This is a genomic window from Variovorax sp. J31P207, assembly GCF_030316965.1.
GTDB classification, from domain to species: domain Bacteria; phylum Pseudomonadota; class Gammaproteobacteria; order Burkholderiales; family Burkholderiaceae_C; genus Variovorax; species Variovorax ginsengisoli_B.
Map to the genome: position 1 here is coordinate 213635 of NZ_JASZYN010000001.1, position 24890 is coordinate 238524.

Consider the following 24890-nt stretch of genomic DNA (forward strand, 5'->3'; position numbering starts at 1 on the left):
ACGCGGGGCCACGCATGACAGGTTGACGATCTGGATTCCTCCCTCATGAACGCATTCACTCCGCAAAGCAACGCCTTGGCGCTGGAGCCGCGCATCCTGTTCGACGCCGCCGCGGCGGCCGCCACCGAGCAGCAGCACGCCGATCCGTCGCATCCGGCCGATGCCGGGCCCCGCATGCCCAGCGCGACCGAAGCCCCGCCAACGCCCGTTCCGGCAGCGCCGGTCGCGCATCAGCTGGTCGTGATCGACAGCCGCGTCGAGAACCGCGAGCAACTGGCGGCGCACCTTCCCGCCGATGCCCGGCTGCTGGTGATCGACAGCCGAACCGACGGCCTGGCAGCGATCTCCGCAGCGCTGGCCGAGATGGGTCCGGTCGACTCGATCCAGATCTTCTCGCACGGCGCCTCCGGCCAGTTCACGCTGGGCAGCCGCACGCTCTCGAGCGACAACATCGCGCAGGCCGGTGAAATCCTGAGCGGCTGGCGCGGCGAACTGATCGCCGGCGCGGACATCCAGCTCTATGGCTGCAGGGTTGGCGAAGGGCCGGCAGGCCAGATGCTCGTGGGCGAGCTGGCGCACTGGACCGGCGCCGACGTGGGCGCCTCGTCCGACGACACCGGCAACGCAGCCGCCGGCGGCAACTGGACGCTCGAGGTCCGCAGCGGCGACGTCGACAAGGCCATCGCGATCGACGCCGCGTCGCTGGCCGGCTTCCAGGGCCTGCTGGCCGCCGGCCCGAGCGTCAGCCTCGCATCGGGCGGCACCGACGCGCTGCTCGGCGGCCAGTTCAGCTTCACGGTCAACATGAGCAACACCTCGGCGGACGTCGGCTATGCCCCGTACATCGACCTCTTCATGCCGGCAACCGGAAAGGACGGCAACGACGGCGCCACCTTCATCGCGGCCAGCTACCTCGGGCAGCCGGTGCAGTCCTTCGTCGTGACCTTCGATGCGGCCGGCAATGCCACGCATCCGCTGGCCCGGGATGCGAACGGCAATCCCCTGGTCATCAGCGCGGCCAGCGTCGGCATGCGTCCCGGCGACCAGCTGGTGGTGCTGCAGCTGCCCTACGGCAGCCTGTCGCAGGACCAGCCGACGATCGCGGTGCAAGTCACGGCCCAGCTCAGCAACCTGGCCGACACCGGCCTGTCCAACGGCACGCCGGACCTCACGATCCGGGCCCGCGGCGGGTTCGAGTTCGGCAACGACGCGCTCGACAACCCGATCGTGGACCCGAGCCTGGTCGAGGCATCGCTGCACGACTTCGTCGTTCATCCGACGCTGGTGACGATCGACCAGTCGATCAACATGCCCGAGGGCGAGACCGTCACCGGACCGAACTACCCGCATTCGCAGACGGTGACCGTCACGCCGGCGCCTGGCCAGACACTCGCCAACGTATCGGTCACGCAGCAGTTGCCGGGCGAGGTGCAGGTCACGTCGATCGTCCCCGGCGCGGGCGGCACGCTGAGCGCGATCACGCTGAGCGACGGCAGCGTGATCACCAACCCGGCGGCGATCGCGGCGGCGATCGCCAGCGACACCGTGTTCCTCTCGTCCTACACCATCACCTACGCGGCGCTGAGCGGCCCGACCAACACGGTGGTCAACTTCTACGTGCCCGAGACGCGCGCGGACGGCTCGGCGATCGTGGCCCCCTTGACCGGCGACGACACGACCATCGTCTTCGGCTCGCCGACGGTCAGCGGCCGATGGACGCCGATCGATCCGCGCGACGTCGTCGCACCGGCCACCGACATCGCCTTCACCAGCACCGGCAACGGCGCCAACGCGAGCTTCGTCGCCAAGTCCGTCGGCCTCATCAAGCAGGCCACCGTGCAGACCGACGTCGGCTCGACAGGCCTCAGTCCCGGCGACACGCTGCGCTACACGCTCAACGTGGCGATCTCCGACTTCTTCGCCGTCGGCGAGGACTTCTTCGGCCAGGGCAGCTTCACGATCACCGATACGCTCGGCGACGGCCAGGCCTTCAACGGCCCGGCGACGCTCAGCGTCACACGCGGCGGCGTGACGCAGACCCTCAACCTGATCGTCAGCAGCACCCCGAATGCCGACGGCACGACGACCCTGGTCTTCGATATCGGCGCGTCGCTGCGGGCCACGCCCGGCGCCCTCCAACTGGGCGCGCTGATCGGCGACCTGGCCTTCGACGACTCCCGCGACGGTGCCACCACGGCGGTGATCAGCTATGGCGCCACCATCGCACAGAGCTACACCACGCCCCATCCGCCGCACGGCGAGATCAACGAAGGCGACGCCGTCGGCAACAGCGCGGCGGTGACCGGAACCCTGCTCGTCGATGCCTTCAATCTGACCGGGTTCGACGAATCCGATGGTTCGACGACCACCAGCACCATCGCTACGCGCCAGGTCGACATCCAACTGGTGACGGTCAACGGCGGCTCGCCGGCCGCCACGCCCGAGCTGCACCCGGGCGACGTCGTCACCTTTCGCCTGAGCTACGACCTGGTCACGGGTGACTACGAAGGCTTCCGGCTCTCGGCCTACCTGCCGCTGCCGCTGCTCGATCTCGCTGGTGTCACGTGGAGCCAGGGCAGCGGCGTCGGCCAGTGGACGCTGGGGCCGGGCAACACCAACCCCGACGGCATCGACTCGGTCAGCACCGGCCCCGGCAATTCGGTGATCTTCGACTTCGGCAACTACGTCAATTCCACCGTCAACGGCAGCCGCGTCGAGGTCCAGTTCACCTTGCGCGTGGGCGACCAGCCCTTTGCCGACCAGCGTTCGCTCGACGTGCTCGCGCAGTCCGACCAGCAGGCGACCATCGCCAAGAACCACCTGGTCTCGTCGGACGTGGCGGTGATCGTGTCGGTGGCCGAACCGGTGCTCGACATCCGCCACGGCGTGGTGTCGACCAGCCACGGCACGGTGAGCGGCACCACCGGCAGCTGGAGCGCGCCCGGCTCGGCCGGCGTGCCCTTCCAGGGCAGCGTCACCGATCTCGCGGCCGTCGACGGCAGCGTCACCGGCATCGACGCCGGCGACACGCTGCGCCTGGCCACCGCCATCGAGAACCGCGGCGGCGGCGGCGCCTTCGACGTCCACACCACCGTCACCCTGCCCGCCGGCCTGAGCTTCGTCGGCAACAGCCTGGCGGCGGCGAACCTGCGGATCTATCGCGGCGACGGCAGCCTGCTGGTGGCCGGCGTCGACTACAGCGTGTCGGGCAACGAGATCACCTTCCTCGACGCCAACGCGATACCCACGCTGGCGCCCGGGCGCCCCGGAACGGCCGCCGATGCCAGTGGCGCCAACCTGGTCGTCATCACCTACGACGTGGTGGTCAGCGGCAGCATCGACGCGGCGCGCACCCTGCAGAGCAGCGCCGCGCTGACCCGCTACGCCAGCGTCGAGGGCGGCACCGATTTCGCGCCGACGGACATCGTGGAAATCGCGGGCCAGCAGGTGGCCGCGCCCGAGGTCAGCAAGAACTTCGCCGGCGGCAGCCTGGACAACGGCGATTCGAGCGCCCCGCACACCACGGGCAGCGACCTCGTGGTCGGCGAGAGCATGCTCTACGACATCATCGTCACGCTGCCAGAAGGCAACACCCAGTCCCTGCGGCTGGACGACCTGATTCCGCCGGGCCTGCGCCTGGACACGGGCTTCAACGGCGGGCTCGGCTACGAACTCATCACGACAACGGCGGGCAGCGCCGCGCTGGCCGCGAACTTCAACGGCACGGTCACGCCCAGTGCGCTCGGCGGCACCACCGGCACCCTCGGCAACGACGGCGTCGGCGCGCGGCTGACCTTCACCGCAACCGGCGCCGCGGCTGACAACCTCGTCGGCAACAACAGCTTCGTGATCCGCGTGCGGCTGGTGGCAAGCAACGTCAGCGGCAACCAGGCCACCCGCTCGCTGCAGAACAATGCCCAGATCACCTTCAGCGACCCGGACGGCGACACGCCCAACGGCGCCGCGCCGGTCGACCGCAACGTCGCCTTGACCGGCGGCACGCCCACGGTGACCGTGCGCGAACCCACACTGCAGATCGCGCAGACCCTGGTCACCGATCCGGGACTGGGCTTCGACGACGGCGATGCGGTCGAATTCACCATCACGATCAGCAACGGCAATGGCGGCAACGACTTCGACGCCTTCGACATCAGCCTGCTCGACACCCTGCCGACCGAGCTGAACAACCTGACGCTGGCCGGCGTGGCCTACCAGGGCGCCGCCAGCAACCACGGCGGCGTCGATTTCGAGATCGTCGGCGGCCAGTTGCGCACCGCCGCCGGCGCCAACATCGACATCGGCAAGGGCGGCAGCATCGTGCTGCGCATCACGGGCGTGGTCAACGCCTCGGCCGCCGCCGAGTCTTCGTTCACCAACCTGGCGACGGTGCAATGGACCAGCCTCGACGGCAGCACCGCAGGCGGCGCCGATCCCGCGGGCGAGCGCACCGGCGTCGACGGCCCGCTCAACACCGGCGTGCTCAACGACTACCGGAGCAACGCGCTGCTGGTGTTCGACGTCGCCCAGGCGATGCAGATCTCCCGCGTCGGCGGCCTGCCGGACACGGCGGCGCCGTCGCCCACCTCGGGTGCGCTGGAGCAGGTCGCCGTGGGCGAGGTGATCCGCTACCGGGTGCTGGTGCTGGTGCCCGAAGGCAACAATCCCGACTACCACATCGAGGTCACGCTGCCCAACGGCCTCGGCTTCATCACGCCCGATGCGCTCGCGAACGCGGTGCGGGTCGCCCTCATCTCGCAGAACGAGCTGAGCAGCGACATCAACCTGATCGTCGGCGGCACGCTGGCCATCAACGGCAACGAGAACAGCCCCGAAGCCCGGGACATCACGGCTGATCTGTCCGGTCCCGCCCCGACCGGCGTCTTCGATCCGTCGCTGATCCAGGTGGTCGTCAATGCGGACGGCAGCCAGACCATCACCTTCAATTTCGGCAACCTGGTCAACGGCAACGGCGACGATGCCGACCTCGAGGGGATCTCGCTGGAGTTCAACGCGCGCGTGCTCAACCAAGCGTCGAACACGGCCGGCACGGTGCTCGATGTGACGGCCCGCGAACTCGTCGGCGGTGCCCAGCGCGCAGTCGGCAACACCGTGAGCGAGCGCATCGTCGAGCCCAGCTTCAGCGGTGTCGACAAGCGCGTGATCGACTTCGATCCGAACCCGGCGGGCAGCACCGGCACGGCCACCGTGGCGGTGAGCTTCACCGAAAACGGCAGCCTGGCGGCCTTCAACACGCATCTCGTGGATTCATTCCCGACCGGCAGCAGCTACACCTTCGTCAGCCTCGAACTGAATGGCACCCTCTACACGGCAGCGACGCTGCCGGCCGGCATCACCGTCGGCACCAACGGCGGCCTGACGGTCGATTTCGAGCAGCTGGACCCCGGCGCGCAGGTGCGCGTGATCTACCAGGTCACGCTGCCGAACGGCACCGCGATCGCCAGCAGCAACGCGGTGCTGACCTGGACCAGCCTGCCCGAGGATTTCACCGGCTGGGGCGGCTCGCCGGTGGGCACCGATGGCGCGGGCGACGGCGAGCGCACCGGCATCGGCGGCACGCCGAACACCTACGTGCTGGCCGAAGGCGCGGGCCTCGGCGTGATCCAGGGAACGCTCTGGAACGACACCGCCAGCGCCACCGCCAGCGCGGTTCCGGACGGCCCGGCGCTCGCCGGGCAGAGCGTGACCCTGACCTGGGGCGGCGCCGACGGCGACCTCGCCACGGCGGCCGACAACCACGTCTTCACGACCACGACCGACGCCAGCGGCCAGTACCGCTTCGGCGTGCTGCCGTCGGGCGTGTTCCGCATCGACACGCCGAGCGGCACCATCGGCTATCCGCAGCCGATCGGCGACCTGCGGGTGCGCATCGACACGGAGGCCGGCAGCCCGCTCGGCCAGATCGTCGTCACCCTCGGCGAAGGCGCGACCGCCGCCGCCGATGCCGGCTATGTCGAGCAGAACGATGCGCCGCAGAACCAGCTGCCCGCGGTCGCGGCCAGCGGCTTCGAGGACCTGGCGCTGGCGCTGACGGGGCTGTCCGTGACCGACGTCGATGCGGCCGGCGGCACGCTCGACATCACGCTCTCGGTGCTGCACGGCACGCTGACGCTGGCGAGCATTCCGGCCGGGGTCACGGTGACCGGCTCGGCAACGGCCACCTTGAGGTTGAGCGGCGACCTCGCGTCGCTCAACCTCGCGCTGGCCGGCCTCCAGTACCTCGGCAACCCGAACTACAACGGCGCCGACACGCTGACCATCCTCACCAACGACCGCGGCAACACCGGCGATGCCAACGGCGACGGCATCCCGACCCAGAACCCGGCCGACGCCCTCAGCGACCAGGACACGCTGCAGATCGTCCTCGCGCCCGTGAACGACCAGCCCGATGCGATCGACGACAGCGCTTCGGCGACGGAAGCCGGCGGCAACGCCAACCGGCTGGTCGGCCTCGACCCGGCGGGCAACCTGCTCGCCAACGACACCGACGTCGACATCGCCACCAACGCCGACCGGCTGCGCGTGATCTCGGTGGGCCTGCAAGGCACGCCGCAGGGCGTACTGCCATCGATCGGCGCGCGCTCGTTCGCCGGCCTCTACGGCACGCTGACCGTCAACCTGAACGGCGGCTACCAGTACGTGGTCGACAATGACAACCCGGCCGTCCAGGCGCTGCGGCTGTCGGGCCAGACCCTGGTCGAGCGCTTCGACTACACCCTCTCGGACATCGAGGGCCTGCGCGACGGTGCCGTGCTCACCGTCACCATCCACGGCGCCAACGACACGCCGGTGGGCGTCATCGACGTCGGCAACGCGGTCGAGGCCGGCGGGGTGAACAACGGCACGCCGGGCAGCAACGCGACCGGCAACGTGCTGGCCAACGACACCGATGTCGACAGCGCCGCCAACGGCGAGACGCGCCAGGTGACGGGGGTGCGCAACGTGGCCCCGCTGGCGCAGGGCCCGCTGTCGGTCGTCAATCCGGGGACCACCAGCGGCAACGGCACCGTCGTGATCGGCGTCTACGGCACCCTGACCCTGGGCGCCGACGGCAGCTACAGCTACACCGTGTTCGACAACGACCCCACCGTGCAGCGCCTGGTGCCGGGCGACACGCTGACCGAGTTCTTCAGCTACCAGGTCACCGACGCCGGCGGCCTCAACGCCCTGGCCGAACTACGCATCCTGATCACCGGGGCCAACGACAACCCGGTCGCCAGCGACGACCATGCGGACGCCCAGGCCGCCTCCACCAACGGCAATGCCGCGGAGAGCAACCCGGCCGGCAACGTCATCCTCTTCCCGAGCCGCCCCGGCAGCATCGGCCAGCCCGGCGGCAATGGCGTCGACCTCGACGTCGACCGCACCGACACGCCCAATTCGCTCTTGGTCGTGAGCGGCATCGGCGCCGGGCCCGAAGGGCCGGGCGTGGTGCTGTCGGGCGTCGCCCCCGGCACCAGCCTGGGCAACGGCACCGCGATCGCCGGCAGCTACGCGCTGCTCGGCGGCGTGCCGGTGGCGGGCGACTTCGGCCTGCTGGTCATCGGCGCCGATGGCGCCTACACCTTCGACGTCAACAGCGACAACCTCACGCTGCAGTCCCTGCAGGCGGGGCAGACGGTCGACGTCATCTACACCTACCAGCTCACCGACATCAGCGGCCTCACCGACACGGCGCAACTGGTGATCACGGTGCGCGGCGTGAACGATCCGCCGGTGGCCCAGAACGTCGTGGCCGTGGCCACCGAACGCGGCGGCGTGGCCAATGCCACGCCGGGCGTCGATCCGGCGGGCGACGTCACCAGCGTCGCCTTCGACCCCGACGGCGATCCGCTGACCGTGAGCTTCGTGCGGGCTGGCGCCGAGGCCGCCGGCGGGACCGACACGCCGGTCGGCGCGGCCGGCGCGGTGATCGTCGGCCAGTACGGCACGATGTCGATGGCTCCGGCGAGCTGCTGATCGCGTCCGGCATCGCGCGCGGCGTCATCAACGGGGTCATCGGCACGCCCTTCGCCGGCCTCTACGGCTCGCTGCTGGCCAGCATCGAGGGCACGCCGGCCCATGCGCGGCTCGGCCTCCATGGCACGGCCAAGCTGCAGGGCGAGCGGGTGATGCTGGGCTACTACCTGTTGCGCCGGCCGCTGGCTGCGCTGCGCGCCTGGACCGGATGGTGAACGACGACGCCGCCGACCAGCCGACGCCGCCGCTGCGCGAAGACCTGCGGCTGCGCGAAGCCGCGCCGGGCCCAGGCGGCGATCCGGCCTGGGTGATCCAGGACACCGTCGTCAACCGCTTCTACCGGATCGGCTGGCTCGAGTTCGAATGCCTGCTGCGCTGGGAGCAGTCGCCGCGCCAGATCAGCCGCCAGATCGCGGACCAGACGGCGCTCCGGCCGGAGGTGGGGCAGGTGCTCGACTTCCGTCGTTTTCTCGAGCAGAACCAGCTGCTGCGCCCCGGACCCGAAGGCGTCGCGCGGCTGCAGCACGGCAGCCCGTCGCGGCGCTGGACGAGTTGGCGCTGGTGGCTGCACCACTACCTGTTCTTCCGCATTCCGCTGCTGCGCCCGCAGCGGCTGCTGGCCCGCCTGGCCGGCCATCTCGACTGGCTGTTCCATCCGTTCATGGCCTGGGCCGTGATCCTGCTGAGCCTGGCCGGCATCGTGATGGTGCTGCACCAATGGGACACCTTCGCGGGCGCGGTGGTGGAATCCTTCACGACCGAAGGCCTGCTGAGCTTCGCGCTGGCCCTGATCGTCGCCAAGACCCTCCACGAGCTCGGGCATGCGCTGGTGGCGACGCGGCTCGGCCTGCGCGTGGCCCACATGGGGGTCGCCTTCGTCGTCATGTGGCCCATGCTCTACACCGACACCGGCGAGAGCTGGAAGCTGAGCCGCTCGCGCCAGCGGCTGGCGATCGCCTCGGCCGGCATCCTCACCGAGCTCGGGCTTGCCGGGCTGGCGACGCTGGGCTGGGCGCTCAGCGATCCGGGGCCTCTGCGCAATGCGCTGCTCTACCTCGCGACCACCAGCTGGGTGCTGTCGCTGGGGCTCAATGCGAGTCCCTTCATGCGCTTCGACGGCTACTTCATCCTGTCGGACCTGCTCGACTTCCCGAACCTGCACGAGCGCTCCTCGGCCCTGGCCCGGGTCGCGCTGCGGCGCACCCTGCTGGGCCTGCCGGAGCCCTGGCCGGAGGATTTCGCGCCGCCGCGCCGGCGGCTGCTGGTGGCCTTCGCAATGCTCACCTGGCTCTATCGCCTGGTGGTCTTCCTCGGCATCGCGGTGGCGGTCTACCTGTTCTTCTTCAAGGCGCTCGGGGTTCTCCTGTTCGCGGTCGAGATCTCGTGGTTCATCGCGATGCCGGTTTGGCGCGAACTCCGGCACTGGTGGGCGCGGCGCAAGGAGGTGGTGCGCGGGCGCCGGCTGCTGCTCGGCGCCGTGCTGCTCGGCATGCTGCTGCTGCTCGCCGTGCCCTGGCGCACGCAGGTCCATGCCGTCGGGCTGGCGCGCGCCGAGGTGCAGATGCGCGTCTATGCGCCCTACCCCGCCCTGCTGCAGCAGGTGCGCCCCGCGGGACCGGTGCGGGCGGGCGAGACGCTGGCCGTGCTCGACGAGCCCGACATCATGGCCCGCTCGCAGGCCAGCGAGGCCAGCATCCGCGGCTACCAGGAACGCCTGGCGGGACTGATCGCCGACCCTTCCGGCCTCGAGCGGCAGGCCGGCCTCCGCCAGCGGCTGGGCGTGCAGGTCGAGCAGGCGCGCGCGGCCCGTGCCGAGATGGCGCGGCTGCAGCTGCAGGCGCCGTTCGCCGGCCAGTGGCTGGACCTCGATCCCGAGCGCGGTGGCGGCCAGTGGATCGGAAGCCGCGAACAGATCGGCGTGCTGGTCGATCCGTCGCGCTGGCAGGTCGATGCCTATGTCCGGCAGGACGAGGTGCAGCGCCTGGCGCCGGGCGGCAAGGTGCGCTTCTACCCCGAAGGGCAGCCCACTCCGATCGAGGGCCGCGTGATCGACGTCGGCAGCACCCGCATCAACCAGCTCGAGCAGCCGGCGCTGGCGTCGCGCTTCGGCGGCCCGCTCGGCGTCGCGCCGCACGGCGAGGCGCTGGTGCCGACCCCGGCGCTGTTCCATGTGCTGGTGCAACTCGAAGCGCCGCCGCCGGCCTTGCGCGAAACCCGGGGCCACCTGCAGATCGAGGCCGCGCGGCGCAGCCTGCTCGGCGAGGGACTGACCCGCGTGTTCGCGGTGCTGCTGCGCGAGAGCGGATTCTGATGTTCAGGCGGCGGCCGTCGAACCGGCGCGCTTGCGCTGCCAGATCACGTAGACCATCGACACCAGCAGGTTGACCAGCAGGTAGAGCAGGATCGCCGCAGTCACGCCGGGCTCGTTCGGAAAGTTGAAGGTCGCCAGCGCCAGCGCGATGCCCGGATGGCGCGACGCGGTCGACAGCGCGAGCACCACGCGATCCCGCGCGTCGGGGCCGCCCAGCCAGTGGCCGGCGGCCAGCCCGGCGACGATGAAGCCGACCAGCGCCACGAGGGTGCCGTTGCCGATCAGCGCCAGGATCGCATGCCGGCTGGCGAACACGATCAGCAGCGCCACGACGGCCAGCAGCACGGTGCCGATGACGGCGGCCGGGCGGGCGATGCGCGCGGCCACCCGGGGCAGCAGGGCCCGTACCACCATGCCGGCAGCCAGCGGCAGCAGCACCGCCTTCAGGATCACCAGCGCGATGGCGCCGAGGGGCAGGTCGAACTGGCGGCCGAAAGCCTGGGTCATGAGCATCATGCCGATCGGCGTGATCACGACCGACAGTATCCCCATGGTCACCAGCAGGCCCAGGCCATAGGACTCCCGTCCACCGGCCTTGCCCTGCTTCTTCATCAGCAAGGGCGGCACCGGCGACAGCGACAGCGCCACCAGTGCGACCTCGATCTCGTGGTGCAGGTCGAAGGCCATGTCGAGCCCGACGGCCAGCAGCGGCATGACCAGGAACATCGCCACGAAGGAACGCAGGAAGCACCGGGGACGGCGCACCACGTACAGCACGTCGTCGAGCGTGGCATCCAGGCCGTAGCTGAAGACGGTGATCACGATGCTCGCCTGCACGGCGAGCATGATCATTTCCTGGGCGGTCATGGCGGGGGCAGATGAAACGGTCCGCGCATGGGCGATCTCCTGGATGACGCGCTCTCGATGGCAGTTGAAGCGCCGCGACCGGCGCCCCCGCAGAATACGAGCGGCACCGAACTCCGGCTACTGTCCTTTGGTGCAGTCGGCACCGCAGAAGTAGACCGTGGCTTACAAGGAAATTGCGCCGCCTTCGCCATGATTCGACGTTGCCGCTGTCCGCCCGAATGTGCAGCCGCCGTCCAGTCCGTACCCATATGCCTTTCGGATTCCTGACCACCCTCGCGCCGGCACGTCCATGAGGCGCATCGTCGTGCGAGCCTGCCGCGCAGCGATCGCCTTGTTCTGCCTGCTCATGGCGGGCGCGCAAGCGGCTCCCCTGCGCAACGTGCTGGTCGTATTCGCCAACGACAGGCTGCTGCCGGCCAACGTCGAGTTCGATCGGGGCCTGCGCGAAGGGCTTGCCCTGCCGACCGGGCGCGAAGTCGCGCTGTTTTCGGAATTTCTTGACCAGCCGGTTTTCTCAGGTCCGGACTTCGAGCAGGCCGTGAGCGCGTATCTGCTGCGCAAGTACCAGGCTCAGCGACCCGACGTCATCGTGGCAGCGGGCCAGTCTGCCCTGGAGTTCTTCGTTCGACACCGCGACCTGTTTCCCGGCGTGCCGGTGATCCATGTCGCCGTCGGCCAATTTGCCCTCGAACGCCTGAAGCCGCTGCCTGATGGCTTCGTGGGTTCTCCGGTGGCGTACGACTATGCGGCCACCATCGAAATGGCGATGAAGCTCCATCCCCAGCGGCGCCATCTCGTCACGGTGACCGGGTCGAGTCCGCTCGATTTGCAGTATGAAGCCGAGCTTCGCGAGGCACTCGCCCGAATCACGCCGCCACCCGTGGTGGAGAGCCTCGTGGGGCTGCCGACGAAGCTGGTGCAGAAGCGCCTGGCCGAACTTGGGCCCGGCGACCTCGTGTTCACACCCGGCTATTTCATGGACGGAGAAGGACACGCGCTCTCGCCGCGGGAATCGGTGGCGCTGGCGGCGGCGGCCTCGAAAGCGCCGGTCTATGGGCCGTTCAATACCTACATCGGCACCGGGCTGGTGGGCGGCATGATGCCGACATTCAAGGACGTGGGGCATCAGGCGGCGCGCCAGATCGCCCAGCTGGTCGACGGGGTTGCACCCGCCTCGCTGTCGCAGCTGCCGATCACGGCACAACCGCAGTTCGACTGGCGCCAGTTGCGCGCATGGGACGTCGACGAGGCCCGCCTGCCGCCCGGCGCGGTGCTGCATTTCAAGGACCCGACCTTCCTCGAGGCCTATCGGAACCAGGCTGTGCTCGTCGCCGCGGTGATTCTCGTGCAAGCATTCCTGATCGCCGCGCTGATGGTCGAACGGCGGCTGCGTCGCAGGACGGCATCGGCGCTGAAGCAGAGCGAGCAGCGCATGCACCTGGCGGCGCGGGCGGCCGGCCTGTCGAACTGGACCTGGGTCCGGGGCCGCAAGCAGGCAGAACGCAGGCCGCTGGTCCCATCGCTCGCCGCCCATTCGTCGATCCAGCCCTTCGAAGAATTCCTCGCGACCGTCCATGTCGCGGATCGCGAAGAGTGCAGCCGTGCCGTGGCCCACGCGCTCGCGCACAAAGAGGAGCTCGACATCGAATACCGTCAGCTGCAACCTGACGGCACGCTTCGCTGGACGGCGGCGCGCGGACGCGCCGTACCCGGCGATCCCGATCGAATGACCGGCGTTGCCCTGGACATCACCGCCCGCAAAGTTGCCCAGCTCCAGGCCGTCAAGGACCGGGCGGCGCTCACGCGCATGACGCGCATTTCGATGCTCGGGCAACTGTCCGCCTCGATAGCGCACCAACTCAATCAACCGCTGGCGGCGATCCTCGGCAACGCGGAGGCGGCCCGCAAGATGCTCGGACGCGAGAACCCGGACCTTGCGGAACTCGGCGAGATCTGCCGTGACATCATCACCGAGGATCAGCGGGCGACGGAGATCATCCGCCGGCTGGGCGCGCTCTTCCGGCGCGGCGAGACGAGATTTGTGCGGCTGGATCTCAATGCACTGGTGGGCGAGACGCTCGAGCTCGCGCGCACCGAACTCATGACGCGCCACGTCGTGGCAGCAACCGAGCTCGACCCCTTGCTGCCGCCGGTCGATGGCGAGCGTGTGCAGCTGCAGCAGGTCTTGCTGAACCTGGTGCTGAACGCCGCCGATGCGATGAGCGCCAATGATCCCGCGCGACGTACCTTGACCGTGAGGACAGCGTCGGCCGACGGCACGGTCCGCCTTTGCGTTGCCGACGAAGGCGTCGGCATTCCCGCGGAGGACATCTCCCGTGTCTTCGATCCGTTCTGGACCACCAAGACCGACGGCACGGGAGTCGGTCTTGCCATCTGCAAGACCATCGTCGCAGCGCACCGGGGCGTACTGACCGCGACGAACAACCCGCAGGGCGGCTCGACGTTCTGTGCAAACTGGCCGTTGAAGCAGCTGAGCTGAGTGCGGTCGCGCCGCCTGCGGATCAAGCCGTCTCGTCGCGGAGCATCTCCAATATCGACTGGATGGCGGCCCGGTACCCGCCGGGTCCGAGGCCGGCGATCACCGCGGTGGCCACCGCCGACATGTAGGAATGGTGGTACATCTCCTCACGGCGATGGATGTTGGAGATGTGGACCTCGATGATCGGACCCGGGAACATCTTGAGGGCATCCATGATGGCCATCGAAGTGAACGAAAAGGCCGCCGGGTTGATGATGATTCCGCTGGCTTCGTCGATGGCCTCGTGAATCCAGTCGATCAACTGCGCCTCGCTGTTGGACTGCCGGAACACCACCGGGACCGCCCCGGCTTCGTCGCGGCACATCGCTTCGATCTCGGCAAGCGTGGTCTTGCCGTAGATCGCTGGCTCGCGCTTGCCGAGACGGTTGAGATTCGGACCATTCAGGATGTAGAGCGGCTTGGTCATGGCTGAGTTTGTTTTGCGAGCGGGCGGGTGTCAGTGGCCGCCGTAGAAGAACTTTGCGGGGCCGGTGACGAGCCAGGGGAAGAAGACCATCAGGAACATGATCAAGAACTGGGCGATCATGAACGGCATCACGCCCTTGGTCACCGTGTCCATCGACATTCGACCGACCCCGGCCACCACGTTGAGGACCACGCCCACCGGCGGCGTGACCAGCCCGATGGCGTTGTTCATGATGAACATGACCCCGAAATAGACCGGGTCGATGTGGGCCGCGACGACCACTGGCATCAGCACCGGGGTGAGGATCAGGATGGTCGGCGTCATGTCCATCGCCGTGCCGACGATCATGACCAGCACCATGATCGCCACCATCAGCATGATGGGGCTGTCGAGGAAGGGTTGGAGCATGCCCACCACCTTCCCGGGCAGGTCCGCCACGGTGATGAGCCAGGCCGAGACCATGGCCGCCGCCACCAGGAACATGACCACCGCGGTGGTCTTGGCCGCGGCCTTGAAGATGCCGTACAACTGCGACAGTTTCAGGCCGCGATAGATGACTGTCGCGACGAAAAGCGCGTAGACCGCGGCCACCACGCCGGCTTCGGTCGGCGTGAAGACCCCCATGCGCAGGCCGACCAGGATGATCACCGGCAGCATCAGCGCCCAGCCACAGCGGCGCATCGTGGCCAGCAATTCTTTCAGCGGCCTGCGCGGCGGCGGCACCACGCCTTCGTGGCGGGCGACGATTGCCCAGGTGATCCACAACGAGAGTCCCATCAGCAGGCCGGGCGTGATGCCGGCCATGAACAGCTTGGAGATCGACACATTGGCCGTGACGCCAAAGATGACCAGCCCGATCGACGGCGGCAGAACCGGCGCAATCACGCCCGATGCGGCTATCAGCCCGGCAGCGCGATGCGGCGCGTGGCCGGCGGCCACCATCATCGGCAGCAACATGGTGGTCAGTGCCGCGGCGTCGGCCACTGCGCTGCCCGACAGTGCCGACAGCATGATCGACGCGACGATGGTCACATAGCCCAGTCCGCCGCGGATGTGACCGACCAACGCCATCGCAAATTCGACGATGCGCTTGGACAGCCCACCCTCGTTCATGATCTCGCCGGCCAGCAAGAAGAAGGGCACGGCCAGCAGCGGGTAGTTGTCGGCGCCACCCAGCAGGTTCTGCGCCAGGATCTGTGCCTCGAACATGTCCAGGTGCCACATCAGCGCCACGCCGCTGACCAGCAGCGCGAACGAGATCGGAATGCCGATCGCCATCGCCAGCAGCAGGGATCCGAGGAAGATGGTGAGTGTCATGGTGGCTCGCTCGGATCAGTGTTGTTTGGTGGCGTCGTCGCCATGCGACCGGTTGAGAGCAGCCAGATCTTCGGATTCCTGGATCATCACCAGGTCGGTGTCTTTCATGTGGCCGGTGACGAGCAGCCACAGGTCCAGCAGCAGCACGATGCATGCGCAGGCCGCGAAGGCCACGCCGGCTGCATGCAATATGGCCATCGGCAACTGCGTGGAAGGTGCCAGCACATCCATGTTGATGCGGGCCTGTTCCAGCGCGCCCCTGAACACCAGGTAGCAGACGTACAGCATGGTCACATGGCCCAGGGCAAGGCAGATCTTCTTGCCCATGGGTGGAAGGCGCGACACCAGAGCGTCGGTGCCGAGGTGGGTGTGCTCGCGCAGCGCGACCACGCAGCCCATGAACGTGATCCACACGAACAGCCAACGCGAGATTTCCTCGGACTGCGTGATCGACGAATTGAAAACGTAGCGCAGCACGACGTTGCCGAAGACCAGCGCCACCATGATCATGAGCGCGACGGCCATCAGGGCGGTGACCGCCCGGCAGAAAGAATCGATCAGCTTTACCATGCCTGCTCCTCGACGGGACTCGTTGGCGCGACAGGCCCCCCAGCGGCGCCAAGGGGCCTCGAATTTTCCGGAATCAGAACTTGGAGACGCGTTCCATTTCGGTCTTGAACAGCGTCATCACGGCCGGATCGTACGAAGCGGAGAACTTCTCGTAGATCGGCTTGACTTCGGTGCGCATGCGGGCCGCCTCGGCGGGTGCGACGGCGTTGTAGGTCATGCCCTTCGCCTGGAGTTCGGTCAGTGCCTTGCCGGCGGCTTCGCGGCTCGCCGTGCGCTGGTAGTTCTGGGCTTCCGTGGCGGCCTCCTGCAGCAGCTTGTGCTCTGCCGGCGACAGCTTGTCCCAGAAGCGCTTGCTGATTTGAACCGGGTTGGTCGCATACACGTGGTTGGTGCCACTGACGTACTTCTGGACCTCGTAGAACTTGCTCGACAGGATCACCGAGTACGGGTTCTCCTGGCCATCCACCGCCTTGCTTTCGAGGGCGTTGTACAGCTCGGCAAAGGGCATTGGCAGCGGGTTGGCCTTGAAAGTCTTGAAGGTCTCCAGGAACACCGGGTTCGGGATGACGCGCAGCTTCAGTCCATCCAGATCTTCGCCCTTCGTGATGGGCCGCTTGCTGTTGGTGACGTTGCGGAAACCCAGGTCGAAGAAGCCCAGGATGATGATGCCCTTGTCGGCCAGCTTGGCGCTGAGCATCTTGCCCAGCGGGCCGTCGACCATCGCATCAGCCTGCTGGCCATTGCTGAAAAGGAACGGGAAGTCGAAGAGTCCGAATTCCTTGATGACGCCGGTCAGCGAGGTGGTGGACGCCACGAGCATTTCCTGCACCCCGCCCTGCAGCGCAGATTGCTGTTGCAGTTCGTTGCCGAGTTGGCTGCTGGCGAATTCCTTGACCGTGATCTTGCCTCCGCTCTTGGCCGCCACGATCTCGGCGAACTTCTTGACGCCCCAACTGGTTGGATGGTCGGTGTTGTTCAGGTGCCCGATTCGAATCGTCCGTTCCTGAATGTCTTGTGCCTGAACGAGCGTGGCGGCGGCGAGCAGCGTGAGCGTGCCTGCCAATTTCAAGAGTTTCGATGCCATGAAGGTCTCCTTTTGTGGTGGGAATGATCCGGGCGCGTCCCCGGGCGCATGTATGCAAGACAAGGAACAGTGAACTGACACGCCGAAGTGCCGTTGTCGCGGCGATGCCGAGATCGTATTGAATCATTGAAGGATTAGCAATATATCCAATGATTAGGGTATTCTCTAATAACAAGGGCGCAGTTCGAACCCAACACTGTGCTGAAATGCGACCCGCCAGGAGCGACCCGTGTTGACCGACAACTCTCCCGATTCCCCAGACAGCGCCACCGTCGGCGAGGTCGCCTATCGCCGCATTCGCTCGGACATCGTGCTGGGCCGGCTGACGCCGGGGTGCCGTCTGCCGCTGGAGCGGATGAAGGAAACCTACGGCGCCAGCGTCGGCACGCTGCGCGAACTCTTCAGCCGCCTTGCCACAGAGGGCTTGCTCGTGGCCGAAGGGGCGCGCGGCTTCCAGGTCAGCGCGGTCTCCTCGGCCAACCTGCGCGAAGTGGCATCGATGCGGCTGCTGCTGGAGAGCCACGGGCTCAAGGAGTCGTTTCAGCGCGGCGACCTGGAGTGGGAAGGCCGCGTGGTGGCGGCTTATCACAAGCTCGCCACGATGGAAAAGAGGATGGCGGCCGGCGATCCTTCTCCTTCGGAAACCTGGCGCCAGTACGACTGGGCGTTTCACGTCGCGCTGATTTCCGCCTGCGGATCCGCCCTGCTGCTGCAGACCTACGCATCGATCTGCGACAAATATCTGCGCTACCAGATGATCGCGGCCATCTTTCGTGGCCAGGAGGCGGCCGACGAGCACCGGCTCCTGCTGGAAAGCGCACTCGCCCGGGACTGGCAGCGCGCGCAGCAGACGCTGATGACGCACGTCGAGGATTGCGTCACGCAAATGGCATCGGTGCTGGACGCCGCCTGAACCGGATTCTTGTGAGGAGCCTATGACATCGTCTTCCAGTGGCCCGCTGCGCATCGGCATTCTCGGCGCCGCACGCATCGCCCGTTCGTTCGTCGAAGCCGTTCGGCCGTCGGCCAAGGTCGTAGTGGCCGGCGTTGCGAGCCGCGACGTCGAGCGCGCCACGGCCTTCGCGCGAGAGCTCGGCATCGGCCGCGTCCATGCCAGCTACGACGCGCTGTTTGCCGACCCCGACATCGACGCGGTCTACGTGCCGCTTCCCAACAACCTGCACGCCGAGTGGTCGATCCGGGCCGCCGCCGCCGGCAAGCACGTCCTGTGCGAGAAACCGCTGGCCGCCAATGCGGCGGAGGCACGGGCCATGTTCGCGGCCGCCGAGAAGAATGGCGTGTATCTCGTGGAAGCCTATCCGTATCGGGCTCAACCGCAGACGCTCAAGGTTCGTGAGCTCGTCGCGGCCGGCGCCATCGGCCGCATCCAGCTCATCCAGGCGTCGTTCGGATTTCCTTTGACCGACGCCGCCAACATCCGCATGGACCCGACTCTTGCGGGCGGCGCGCTGATGGACGCGGGGTCCTATCCGGTGAGCTTCGTGCGCACCATCGCAGGTGCCGCGCCGTCGCGCGTGTCGGCCCTGTCGCGCTGGGGCTCCACGGGTGTCGACGTGACCACGATGGCGACGCTCGAGCACCCGGATGGACTTCTGGCGCAGATTTCTTGCAGCTTCACCACCGTGCGGCACCGGCATGCGTATATTGCCGGCGGCGCAGGTTCGATCCATACCACCTACTTCAACGATACCGGACCCGCCTTTCCGCCGCTCGTGACTGTGCGCCGCGGCAATGGATGGGATGCGGCACAGGAAGTGATCGAAACCGACGCGCTCGCCGGCTTCCTGGCCGAAGCAGAGTCGTTCCACGATCTCGTGCGCTTCGGCCGGGACCAATGGACGGGCGCCACGGCCGCCGAATCGATCGACATCGCGATGACGCTCGATGCCATTGCGGCCAGCAGTCGCGATGGCGTTCCGGTCGAAGTCGCCAGATAAGCGGGGGCAAGGAACATGTCTCTTCTAGGCGATGCGGCGCTGGCGATGTGGTGGGACATGGCGCCCGAGATCAAGTCGGAGTTCGAAGACTGGCACTCCCATGAACATTTTCCGGAGCGCCTCGGCGTGCCCGGATTCCGGCGGGCGTCGCGCTGGACGAGTGCCACCGGGGGCGAAGGCATCTTCGTCATGTACGAGCTCACGTCGTACGCGGTCCTTTCATCGGCCGCCTACGTCAGTCATCTGAACACGCCATCGCCGTGGTCCACGCGGATGATGCCGCACCACAGGAACATGGTGCGCAGCCAGTGCCACGTGCTGGAGTCGTCGGGCGGCAGCGCTGCGCGGCACGCGTTGACATTGCGTGTCTCGCCGCTGCAGGGCCGCGCTGACGACCTGCGCGCATTCTTCCGACCGCTCTGCGCCGCTCTGGCCCGGAGGCCGGGGATCGTCGGCGCTCATCTGTTGCGGCATCAGACGCCACCGGTCGCCGAAACGACCGAACAGCGCATCCGCAACTCCGCCGATCGCGTGGCCGACTGGGTGTTCGTGGCACTTGGTTACGAAGCACTTGCCCTGGAGTCGCTGGTCCACGCCGATCTCGCAGCAGCGGCCTTGCGGGCGTCCGGCGCGGCCGAAGGCGCGCTCAGCGGCCTCTACACGCTCTCGCATTCGGCAACGGCCGAGGACGTCGCCGGCACGTCTTAGCAGCGGAAGCTCTCTTCGCCGGCCACGTAGTTGCGATTGGTCATCTCGGGATTGCGATTCACCAGCGGGCGGCCATACAGCGGATGCAGCAGGCTGCGCACCTCGTGCTCGAGCACTGTCAGCGGGGCCGAGGTCGCCGGATCGACGAGCTGCCGAAAACGGTACTGATAGGCATCGTCTTCCTGAGTGATGAGCCCCAGTGCGCGCAGGCGCCGGTAGGGGCCTGAGAAGTCGTTGACGTACATCTGCACGTGATGGTTGTCGTACGGTGCCGGTGCCGCATCGCCTTCGCGGTAGACCAGGGTCTGGCCAGGCCCGACCCCGATGCTCGCGCGGGCGCCTTGCGCATCGGAATGTTCAGACACGAGAGCGCCCATCACTTCCCGGTAGAACGTCGCGATGCCGGCCGCCGTGCCGCGCGCCACATCGAGTTCGACCGATGGCAGGCCCAGGCGCATGCGTCCGTATCGTTCACCGGGCTCGAAGACGCGAAAGCGATTGCCCCAGGGACAGGTCGCACTGACGTGGTCGGCCTGCGCATCGAAGCCGAATCGGGTTCCGGCCAGCAGCGAAGCCACCTTCGCCAGCCGCTTCAGCAACGCCTCGCGACCGGGCATCACGACGCAGATGGTGCCGCGCAGCACCATCGGCGCGCCGGTCGGCATGTGAATCTGGTTTCGGCCGATGTTGATCCACATGTTGCCGATGCCCGTGAAGAGGTAGGGATCGCGCGTGAGGCCCAGGCCCATCACGTAGAAGATGGTCGCCAGTTGCTGGTCGGGGATCTCGACGTTGACGTGCTCCAGCGCGACGATATTGCCGGTGTCCCCCTGCGTGCGATCGAATGTCCCGGTGTTCATGATGTCCCGCAGAATGGTGTCGACGACATTGTCGCGCCGCACCGGCCGGTGTGCGGGGTCGCGCGACGCTTCGATTTGTGGCAATCTTCGGAACGCCGGTAGACCGGCGCTTTCAGCGCAACCTCCATGCTGCCCACGACCCAATACGCGAAGAGCGGTGGCGTCAACATCGCCTACCAGACGGTCGGCAACGGCCCACGCGACCTGGTGCTGGTTCCGGGCTGGGTTTCGAACCTCGATGTCTTTTGGGAAGAGCCGGTGCTGGCGCGGATGTTCGCGCGGCTGGCCTCGTTCTCCCGACTCATCCTGTTCGACAAGCGGGGGACGGGTCTGTCGGACCGCGTCAGCGACATGCCCAGTCTCGAAGTTCGCATGGACGACGTGCGCGCCGTGATGGACGCCGTCGGCTCGGAGCGCGCGGCGCTGTTCGGCTATTCGGAGGGCGGTGCGATGTGCGCGCTGTTCGCCGCCACCTACCCGGCGCGCGCTTCGGCGCTCATCATGGGCGGCGCCTTCTCGCGGCGCACGCAGGCGCCCGACTATCCCTGGGGCCCGACCAGGGCTCAGTCTCTGGCCTTTGCCGACGAGGTGGAACGCAACTGGGGCGGCGACGTCGGCATGGAGGCACGGTGGCCGAGCCAGGTCCGGGACGAGCGATGCCGCCAATGGTGGGGGCGCTGGCTGCGCTCCAGCGCGAGCCCGGCGGCCGCGGCAGCGCTGTTGCGCATGAACATGGAAATCGACATCCGCCATGTGCTGTCCGCCGTGCGCGTGCCCACGCTGCTCTTGCACAGCCGAAACGATCGGGTCATCGATTTCGGCGCCAGCCAGTACATGTACGAGCGCATCGCGGGCGCGAAGCTGGTCGAATTGAACGGCATCGACCACGTCCCGTGGGGCTGCGACAGCGATGTCATCCTCGACGAGATCGAAGAGTTCCTCACCGGGACCCGACTCGGCGCCGAACCCGACCGGCTTCTGGTCACGGTCATGTTCACCGACATCGTGAAGGCGACCGAACGCGCCGCCGTCCTCGGCGATCGCAGCTGGCACGATCTGCTCGAGAGTCACCACGCGCTGGTTCGCCGCGAGCTGGAGCACTTTCGGGGCCACGAGATCGACACCGCGGGCGACGGCTTCCTCGCCACCTTCGACGGGCCGGCTCGCGCAGTCCGCTGCGCCTGTGCCATCTCACGCGAGGTGCGTGCGCTCGGGCTCGAGATCCGTGCCGGGCTGCACACCGGGGAATGCGAGGTGATGGGCGGCAAGGTCGCGGGCATCGCCGTGCATACCGGTGCCCGTGTGGCCACCCATGCGCAGACCGGTGAAGTGCTTGTCTCGAGCACCGTCAAGGATCTGGTGGCGGGCTCCGGACTGTCGTTTCAGGATCGGGGGATGCAGCGCCTGAAGGGAATTCCTGGCGAGTGGCGGCTGTTTGCCGTCGAGCAGCAAGGCAGCACGGCGGCGTCCCTCAGTCTCCCTTGATGCCCTGCGCGCGGATCAGCTCCGCCCAGCGCGTGTATTCGCTGCGGATCAGGCGGCCGAGCACTTCGGGCGGGCCGCCGGCCGGGGTGATGCCCATGGCGACCATCCTGTCGCGCACCGCCGGTTGATGCAGCGCGTGGTCGAACGCGGCATTGAGCCGCCGGATCACCGGCTCGGGCGTGCCCGCCGGGGCCGCGAAGGCGTACCACGGCTCGATGACGAAGCCGGCAAAGCCCAGCTCCTCCATCGTCGGGACGTCCGGCAGGTTGGCCGACCGCGTCTTGCCCGTCACCGCCAGCGCCCGCACCTTGCCCTGCTGGATGAAGGGCAGGATGGAAGGCTCGTTGTCGAAGAACACCGGGACCTGGCCGCCGATGAGGTCGGTGATGGCAGGCCCCGAGCCCTTGTACGGCACATGCGTCATCTCGATGCCCGCCATCTTCTTGAGCAGCTCGGCGGCGAGGTGGTTGGACGCGCCCACGCCCGACGACGCATAGGCCATGGGCTTGCGCCTGGCCTGGTCGACCAGGTCCTTCACGCTGAGGATGCCCGCATCGTTGTTGACCGTGAGCACATTGATCGATGAACCCAGCAGGATCACCGGCGCCATGTCCTTTTGCAGGTCGTAGCCGACGTTCTTGTACAGGCTCGGATTGATGGCGCAGCTGCCGATGCTGCACTGGACCAGCGTGTAGCCGTCGGCCGGCGCCTTCAGCGCCGACGCCGTTCCCACGCTGCCGGCGGCCCCGGCCCGGTTGTCGACGATGACGGGCTGCCCCAGCTCCGTCGCCACCGCATTGGCCAGCAGGCGCCCGACCACGTCCGCGCTGCCACCGGGCGGCACCGGGATGACCAGCTTCACCGGATGGGCGGGATAGGGCTGGGCGGCGGCAGGCAGGCTCACGGCAGCGACAAGGCCGAACAGGACGGCGGCGAAGAAGCGGCGTTTCATGTCATTTCCAGCCATCGACCAGCCGCTCGAGCTGCAGCCGGTCGGCTTCGGGCAGCGGCCAGGTGCTGGGCGGCCGGGCCGCGCCGCAGTCCAGCCCGGCGTATCGCAGCGCCGCCTTCACCACGCTCACGTTCGCGCCGTTGCGCTCGTGCGTGCGCAGTTCCTCGAAGGTCGCGATGCCGCCGATCAGTTCCGTCGCCAGCGTGTAGTCCCCCTTCGCCAGCGCGGCGTGAATGCGCATGGACAGCTCGGGCCGCAGGTTGATCAATCCCGAGGTGAAGCCGCGGGCGCCCACCGCATACATCGGCGGCGCCCAGGGCTCGGCCAGGCCGCACACCCAGGCCAGGCCGCGATCGGCCACCTGGGCCATGGCCTGGACCAGGCGCAGGGGCGTGGGCGACGCCCATTTCACGCCGATCACCTGCGGAATGCGGCACAGGGCTTCGATCACCGGCAGGCCGATTGCGTCGTCACGCAGATAGAGCACCACCGGCAGGCCGTCCGCCGCATCGGCAATCCGGCGCACGTAGGTGACCACCCCGCTGGGCGCGACGAAGGGATCGGTCAGCTGATGCACCATCAGGGCCGCGGCGCCGGCCTGGCGCGAGGCGCGCGCCAGGGCGCAGGCGTCATGGACGCTGCGCCCCACCCCACCCAGCAAGGGCACGCGGCCAGCCACATGTTCTGCCGCGGCATGCACCATGTGCTCGGCTTCCGCCATGGTCAGGCCGAAGAACTCGCTGGTGTTGCCGTTGGCGACCAGCACATGGACGCCGGCCGCGATGGCGCGGTCGATGACGGGCGCCAGGCGATCCGGCGCGATGCGGTCCGTATCGTCGAAGGGCGTGACCAGGATGCCGGAGATGCCGTCCAGCGCGGTCCGGAGGGAAGCTGTCGATTCAGTCATGTTGTGGATCTCGTGGAGTGGAGACGGTCAGGCGCAGGCGGCATGCCATCGCCTCGCCGGGCGCGAGCACCCGCCAGCCGGTGTCGGCGCGTGCCGCGGCCAGGTTGGCGGCGTCCGCCACATGCGAGACCGGTTCCAGGCAGAAGTAGGCGCCCGGCCCAGGCCGATGCAGCACCAGGTGCTGCAGCGCGGCGCTGGCCAGCAGCTCGATCGCGGGACCGTCGGCTGCCGCCATCCGCGCCTGTCCGTTCCATTCGCCGTAGTAGCGCGTGCATTCGACATCGGGCAAGGCGCGCGCCGACGCGCAGTCGTCCGCCGGAGCGGTCGGCACCGGCGCGCTGGCGAGGAATTCGGCGTCCGCCGGCCACACGCTGCGCGCATCGAACTGCAGGCCGTGCGCGAAGCGGGCCGGGAAATAGGGATGGAAGCCGCAACCGCTGGGCATCGGCTCCCGTCCCTCGTTGCTGACCCGCAGTTCCAGCGAGATGCCCGCGGCGTCGAGCGCCACCGCCTGCTCGGCCCGGAAAGCCCACGGCCAGCCGTGATCCCCCGGCGCATGGACGTAGCTCATGGTGGCGCGGTCCGCCGCGTGTTGCGCGAGGCGCCAGGGCCGCTGCTGGGCGACGCCGTGCAGCGCGTGCCGCTCCCCCGGATGGAGCGGCAACTGCACCCTGCCCTGCGGGCCGGCCAGGCGGCCGTCGCGGATGCGGTTCGAGAACGGCACCAGGGGGTAGCAGCCGGCCTTGGGCCACTGCGTGGATTCGAAACCGGCGGCGCGCACGGCGTCGGCGAGCGGCACCAGCCAATCGATCGTTTCGCCCCCGGCCGCGCCGGCGCTGAGGCGGGTGATGCGTCCGCCGGCCGCCGGCGCCAGCGTCGCCGTCAGCGATCCGCTGCGCAGCGTGGTCTCGGGTGTCACGCTCAGATG

Annotated in this window: 16 protein-coding genes; 7 read left to right on the forward strand and 9 right to left on the reverse strand. The window is 68.2% G+C overall.

Going from position 1 to position 24890, the window contains the following annotated elements; translation table 11 throughout:
* The first annotated feature begins 45 nt into the window (after positions 1-45).
* Together QTI68_RS01010 and QTI68_RS01015 are read left to right on the forward strand one after the other, a co-directional pair.
* Positions 46-7977: a DUF4347 domain-containing protein gene (locus QTI68_RS01010; RefSeq protein ID WP_286519047.1), complete on the forward strand. Its 7932-nt coding sequence runs from the start codon at positions 46-48 to the stop codon at positions 7975-7977.
* Between the two features lie 208 nt (positions 7978-8185).
* Positions 8186-10288, forward strand: coding sequence for a site-2 protease family protein (locus tag QTI68_RS01015; RefSeq protein WP_286519048.1), 2103 nt, complete (start codon positions 8186-8188; stop codon positions 10286-10288).
* A 3-nt stretch (positions 10289-10291) separates the two neighbouring features.
* Here the strand turns inward: QTI68_RS01015 and QTI68_RS01020 are convergent, their stop codons facing one another.
* A complete protein-coding gene (locus QTI68_RS01020; RefSeq protein ID WP_286519049.1) occupies positions 10292-11155 on the reverse strand; it encodes a bile acid:sodium symporter family protein in 864 nt (287 codons plus the stop codon).
* Between the two features lie 289 nt (positions 11156-11444).
* Between QTI68_RS01020 and QTI68_RS01025 the strand changes: the two genes are divergently transcribed.
* The gene (locus tag QTI68_RS01025) at positions 11445-13655 is read left to right on the forward strand and encodes a sensor histidine kinase (protein WP_286519050.1); all 2211 of its coding nucleotides are present in this window, start codon (positions 11445-11447) and stop codon (positions 13653-13655) included.
* 22 nt (positions 13656-13677) lie between these two features.
* Here QTI68_RS01025 and aroQ read toward each other — a convergent pair whose 3' ends face one another.
* The 4 genes from aroQ to QTI68_RS01045 all read right to left on the reverse strand — a co-directional run bounded on the left by aroQ (position 13678) and on the right by QTI68_RS01045 (position 17092).
* Complete coding sequence (gene aroQ / locus QTI68_RS01030) at positions 13678-14121, reverse strand: type II 3-dehydroquinate dehydratase (protein ID WP_286519052.1); 444 nt, start codon at positions 14119-14121, stop codon at positions 13678-13680.
* A gap of 30 nt (positions 14122-14151) precedes the next feature.
* Positions 14152-15438, reverse strand: coding sequence for a TRAP transporter large permease (locus tag QTI68_RS01035; protein WP_286519053.1), 1287 nt, complete (start codon positions 15436-15438; stop codon positions 14152-14154).
* Positions 15439-15453: 15 nt separating this feature from the next.
* A complete protein-coding gene (locus QTI68_RS01040) occupies positions 15454-16008 on the reverse strand; it encodes a TRAP transporter small permease (protein ID WP_286519054.1) in 555 nt (184 codons plus the stop codon).
* 73 nt (positions 16009-16081) lie between these two features.
* Complete coding sequence (locus QTI68_RS01045) at positions 16082-17092, reverse strand: TRAP transporter substrate-binding protein (protein ID WP_286519056.1); 1011 nt, start codon at positions 17090-17092, stop codon at positions 16082-16084.
* Between the two features lie 229 nt (positions 17093-17321).
* On the opposite strand from QTI68_RS01045, the gene QTI68_RS01050 reads away from it, so the two are divergent.
* Genes QTI68_RS01050 through QTI68_RS01060 form a run of 3 tightly spaced genes read left to right on the forward strand, consistent with a single transcriptional unit; the run spans position 17322 to position 19758 of the window.
* Positions 17322-18005 (forward strand): GntR family transcriptional regulator, encoded by a 684-nt coding sequence (locus QTI68_RS01050; RefSeq protein ID WP_286519057.1) that lies wholly within the window; start codon positions 17322-17324, stop codon positions 18003-18005.
* 22 nt (positions 18006-18027) lie between these two features.
* Positions 18028-19050, forward strand: a complete 1023-nt coding sequence (locus tag QTI68_RS01055; RefSeq protein WP_286519059.1) for a Gfo/Idh/MocA family protein — start codon at positions 18028-18030, stop codon at positions 19048-19050.
* 57 nt (positions 19051-19107) lie between these two features.
* Positions 19108-19758, forward strand: a complete 651-nt coding sequence (locus QTI68_RS01060; RefSeq protein ID WP_286519061.1) for a hypothetical protein — start codon at positions 19108-19110, stop codon at positions 19756-19758.
* On the opposite strand, the gene QTI68_RS01065 is transcribed toward QTI68_RS01060, so the two are convergent.
* On the reverse strand, positions 19755-20618 hold the full coding sequence (locus QTI68_RS01065; RefSeq protein ID WP_286519062.1) for a VOC family protein: 864 nt from the start codon (positions 20616-20618) through the stop codon (positions 19755-19757). The two genes, QTI68_RS01060 and QTI68_RS01065, sit on opposite strands and share 4 nt — an antisense overlap.
* A gap of 207 nt (positions 20619-20825) precedes the next feature.
* Here QTI68_RS01065 and QTI68_RS01070 point away from each other — a divergent pair, with 207 nt between their 5' ends.
* Positions 20826-22103 carry an adenylate/guanylate cyclase domain-containing protein gene (locus QTI68_RS01070; protein WP_286519063.1) on the forward strand — a complete coding sequence of 426 codons (1278 nt, stop codon included), beginning with the start codon at positions 20826-20828 and terminating at the stop codon, positions 22101-22103.
* On the opposite strand, the gene QTI68_RS01075 is transcribed toward QTI68_RS01070, so the two are convergent.
* Genes QTI68_RS01075 through QTI68_RS01085 form a run of 3 tightly spaced genes read right to left on the reverse strand, consistent with a single transcriptional unit; the run spans position 22090 to position 24881 of the window.
* Positions 22090-23055, reverse strand: a complete 966-nt coding sequence (locus QTI68_RS01075; protein WP_286519065.1) for a Bug family tripartite tricarboxylate transporter substrate binding protein — start codon at positions 23053-23055, stop codon at positions 22090-22092. The genes QTI68_RS01070 and QTI68_RS01075 overlap by 14 nt on opposite strands.
* Before the next feature lies 1 nt (position 23056).
* Positions 23057-23962 (reverse strand): dihydrodipicolinate synthase family protein, encoded by a 906-nt coding sequence (locus QTI68_RS01080; protein WP_286519067.1) that lies wholly within the window; start codon positions 23960-23962, stop codon positions 23057-23059.
* On the reverse strand, positions 23955-24881 hold the full coding sequence (locus QTI68_RS01085) for an aldose 1-epimerase (RefSeq protein WP_286519069.1): 927 nt from the start codon (positions 24879-24881) through the stop codon (positions 23955-23957). Before QTI68_RS01085 ends, QTI68_RS01080 begins: the two co-directional genes overlap by 8 nt.
* Between the last annotated feature and the right edge of the window lie 9 nt (positions 24882-24890).

Coding starts and splice junctions, on each gene's coding strand:
- QTI68_RS01010 (WP_286519047.1), top strand. CDS start 46: ATGAACGCATTCACTCCGCAAAGCAACGCCTTGGCGCTGGAGCCGCGC.
- QTI68_RS01015 (WP_286519048.1), top strand. CDS start 8,186: ATGGTGAACGACGACGCCGCCGACCAGCCGACGCCGCCGCTGCGCGAA.
- QTI68_RS01020 (WP_286519049.1), bottom strand. CDS start 11,155: ATGACCGCCCAGGAAATGATCATGCTCGCCGTGCAGGCGAGCATCGTG.
- QTI68_RS01025 (WP_286519050.1), top strand. CDS start 11,445: ATGAGGCGCATCGTCGTGCGAGCCTGCCGCGCAGCGATCGCCTTGTTC.
- aroQ (WP_286519052.1), bottom strand. CDS start 14,121: ATGACCAAGCCGCTCTACATCCTGAATGGTCCGAATCTCAACCGTCTC.
- QTI68_RS01035 (WP_286519053.1), bottom strand. CDS start 15,438: ATGACACTCACCATCTTCCTCGGATCCCTGCTGCTGGCGATGGCGATC.
- QTI68_RS01040 (WP_286519054.1), bottom strand. CDS start 16,008: ATGGTAAAGCTGATCGATTCTTTCTGCCGGGCGGTCACCGCCCTGATG.
- QTI68_RS01045 (WP_286519056.1), bottom strand. CDS start 17,092: ATGGCATCGAAACTCTTGAAATTGGCAGGCACGCTCACGCTGCTCGCC.
- QTI68_RS01055 (WP_286519059.1), top strand. CDS start 18,028: ATGACATCGTCTTCCAGTGGCCCGCTGCGCATCGGCATTCTCGGCGCC.
- QTI68_RS01060 (WP_286519061.1), top strand. CDS start 19,108: ATGGCGCCCGAGATCAAGTCGGAGTTCGAAGACTGGCACTCCCATGAA.
- QTI68_RS01065 (WP_286519062.1), bottom strand. CDS start 20,618: ATGAACACCGGGACATTCGATCGCACGCAGGGGGACACCGGCAATATC.
- QTI68_RS01075 (WP_286519065.1), bottom strand. CDS start 23,055: ATGAAACGCCGCTTCTTCGCCGCCGTCCTGTTCGGCCTTGTCGCTGCC.
- QTI68_RS01080 (WP_286519067.1), bottom strand. CDS start 23,962: ATGACTGAATCGACAGCTTCCCTCCGGACCGCGCTGGACGGCATCTCC.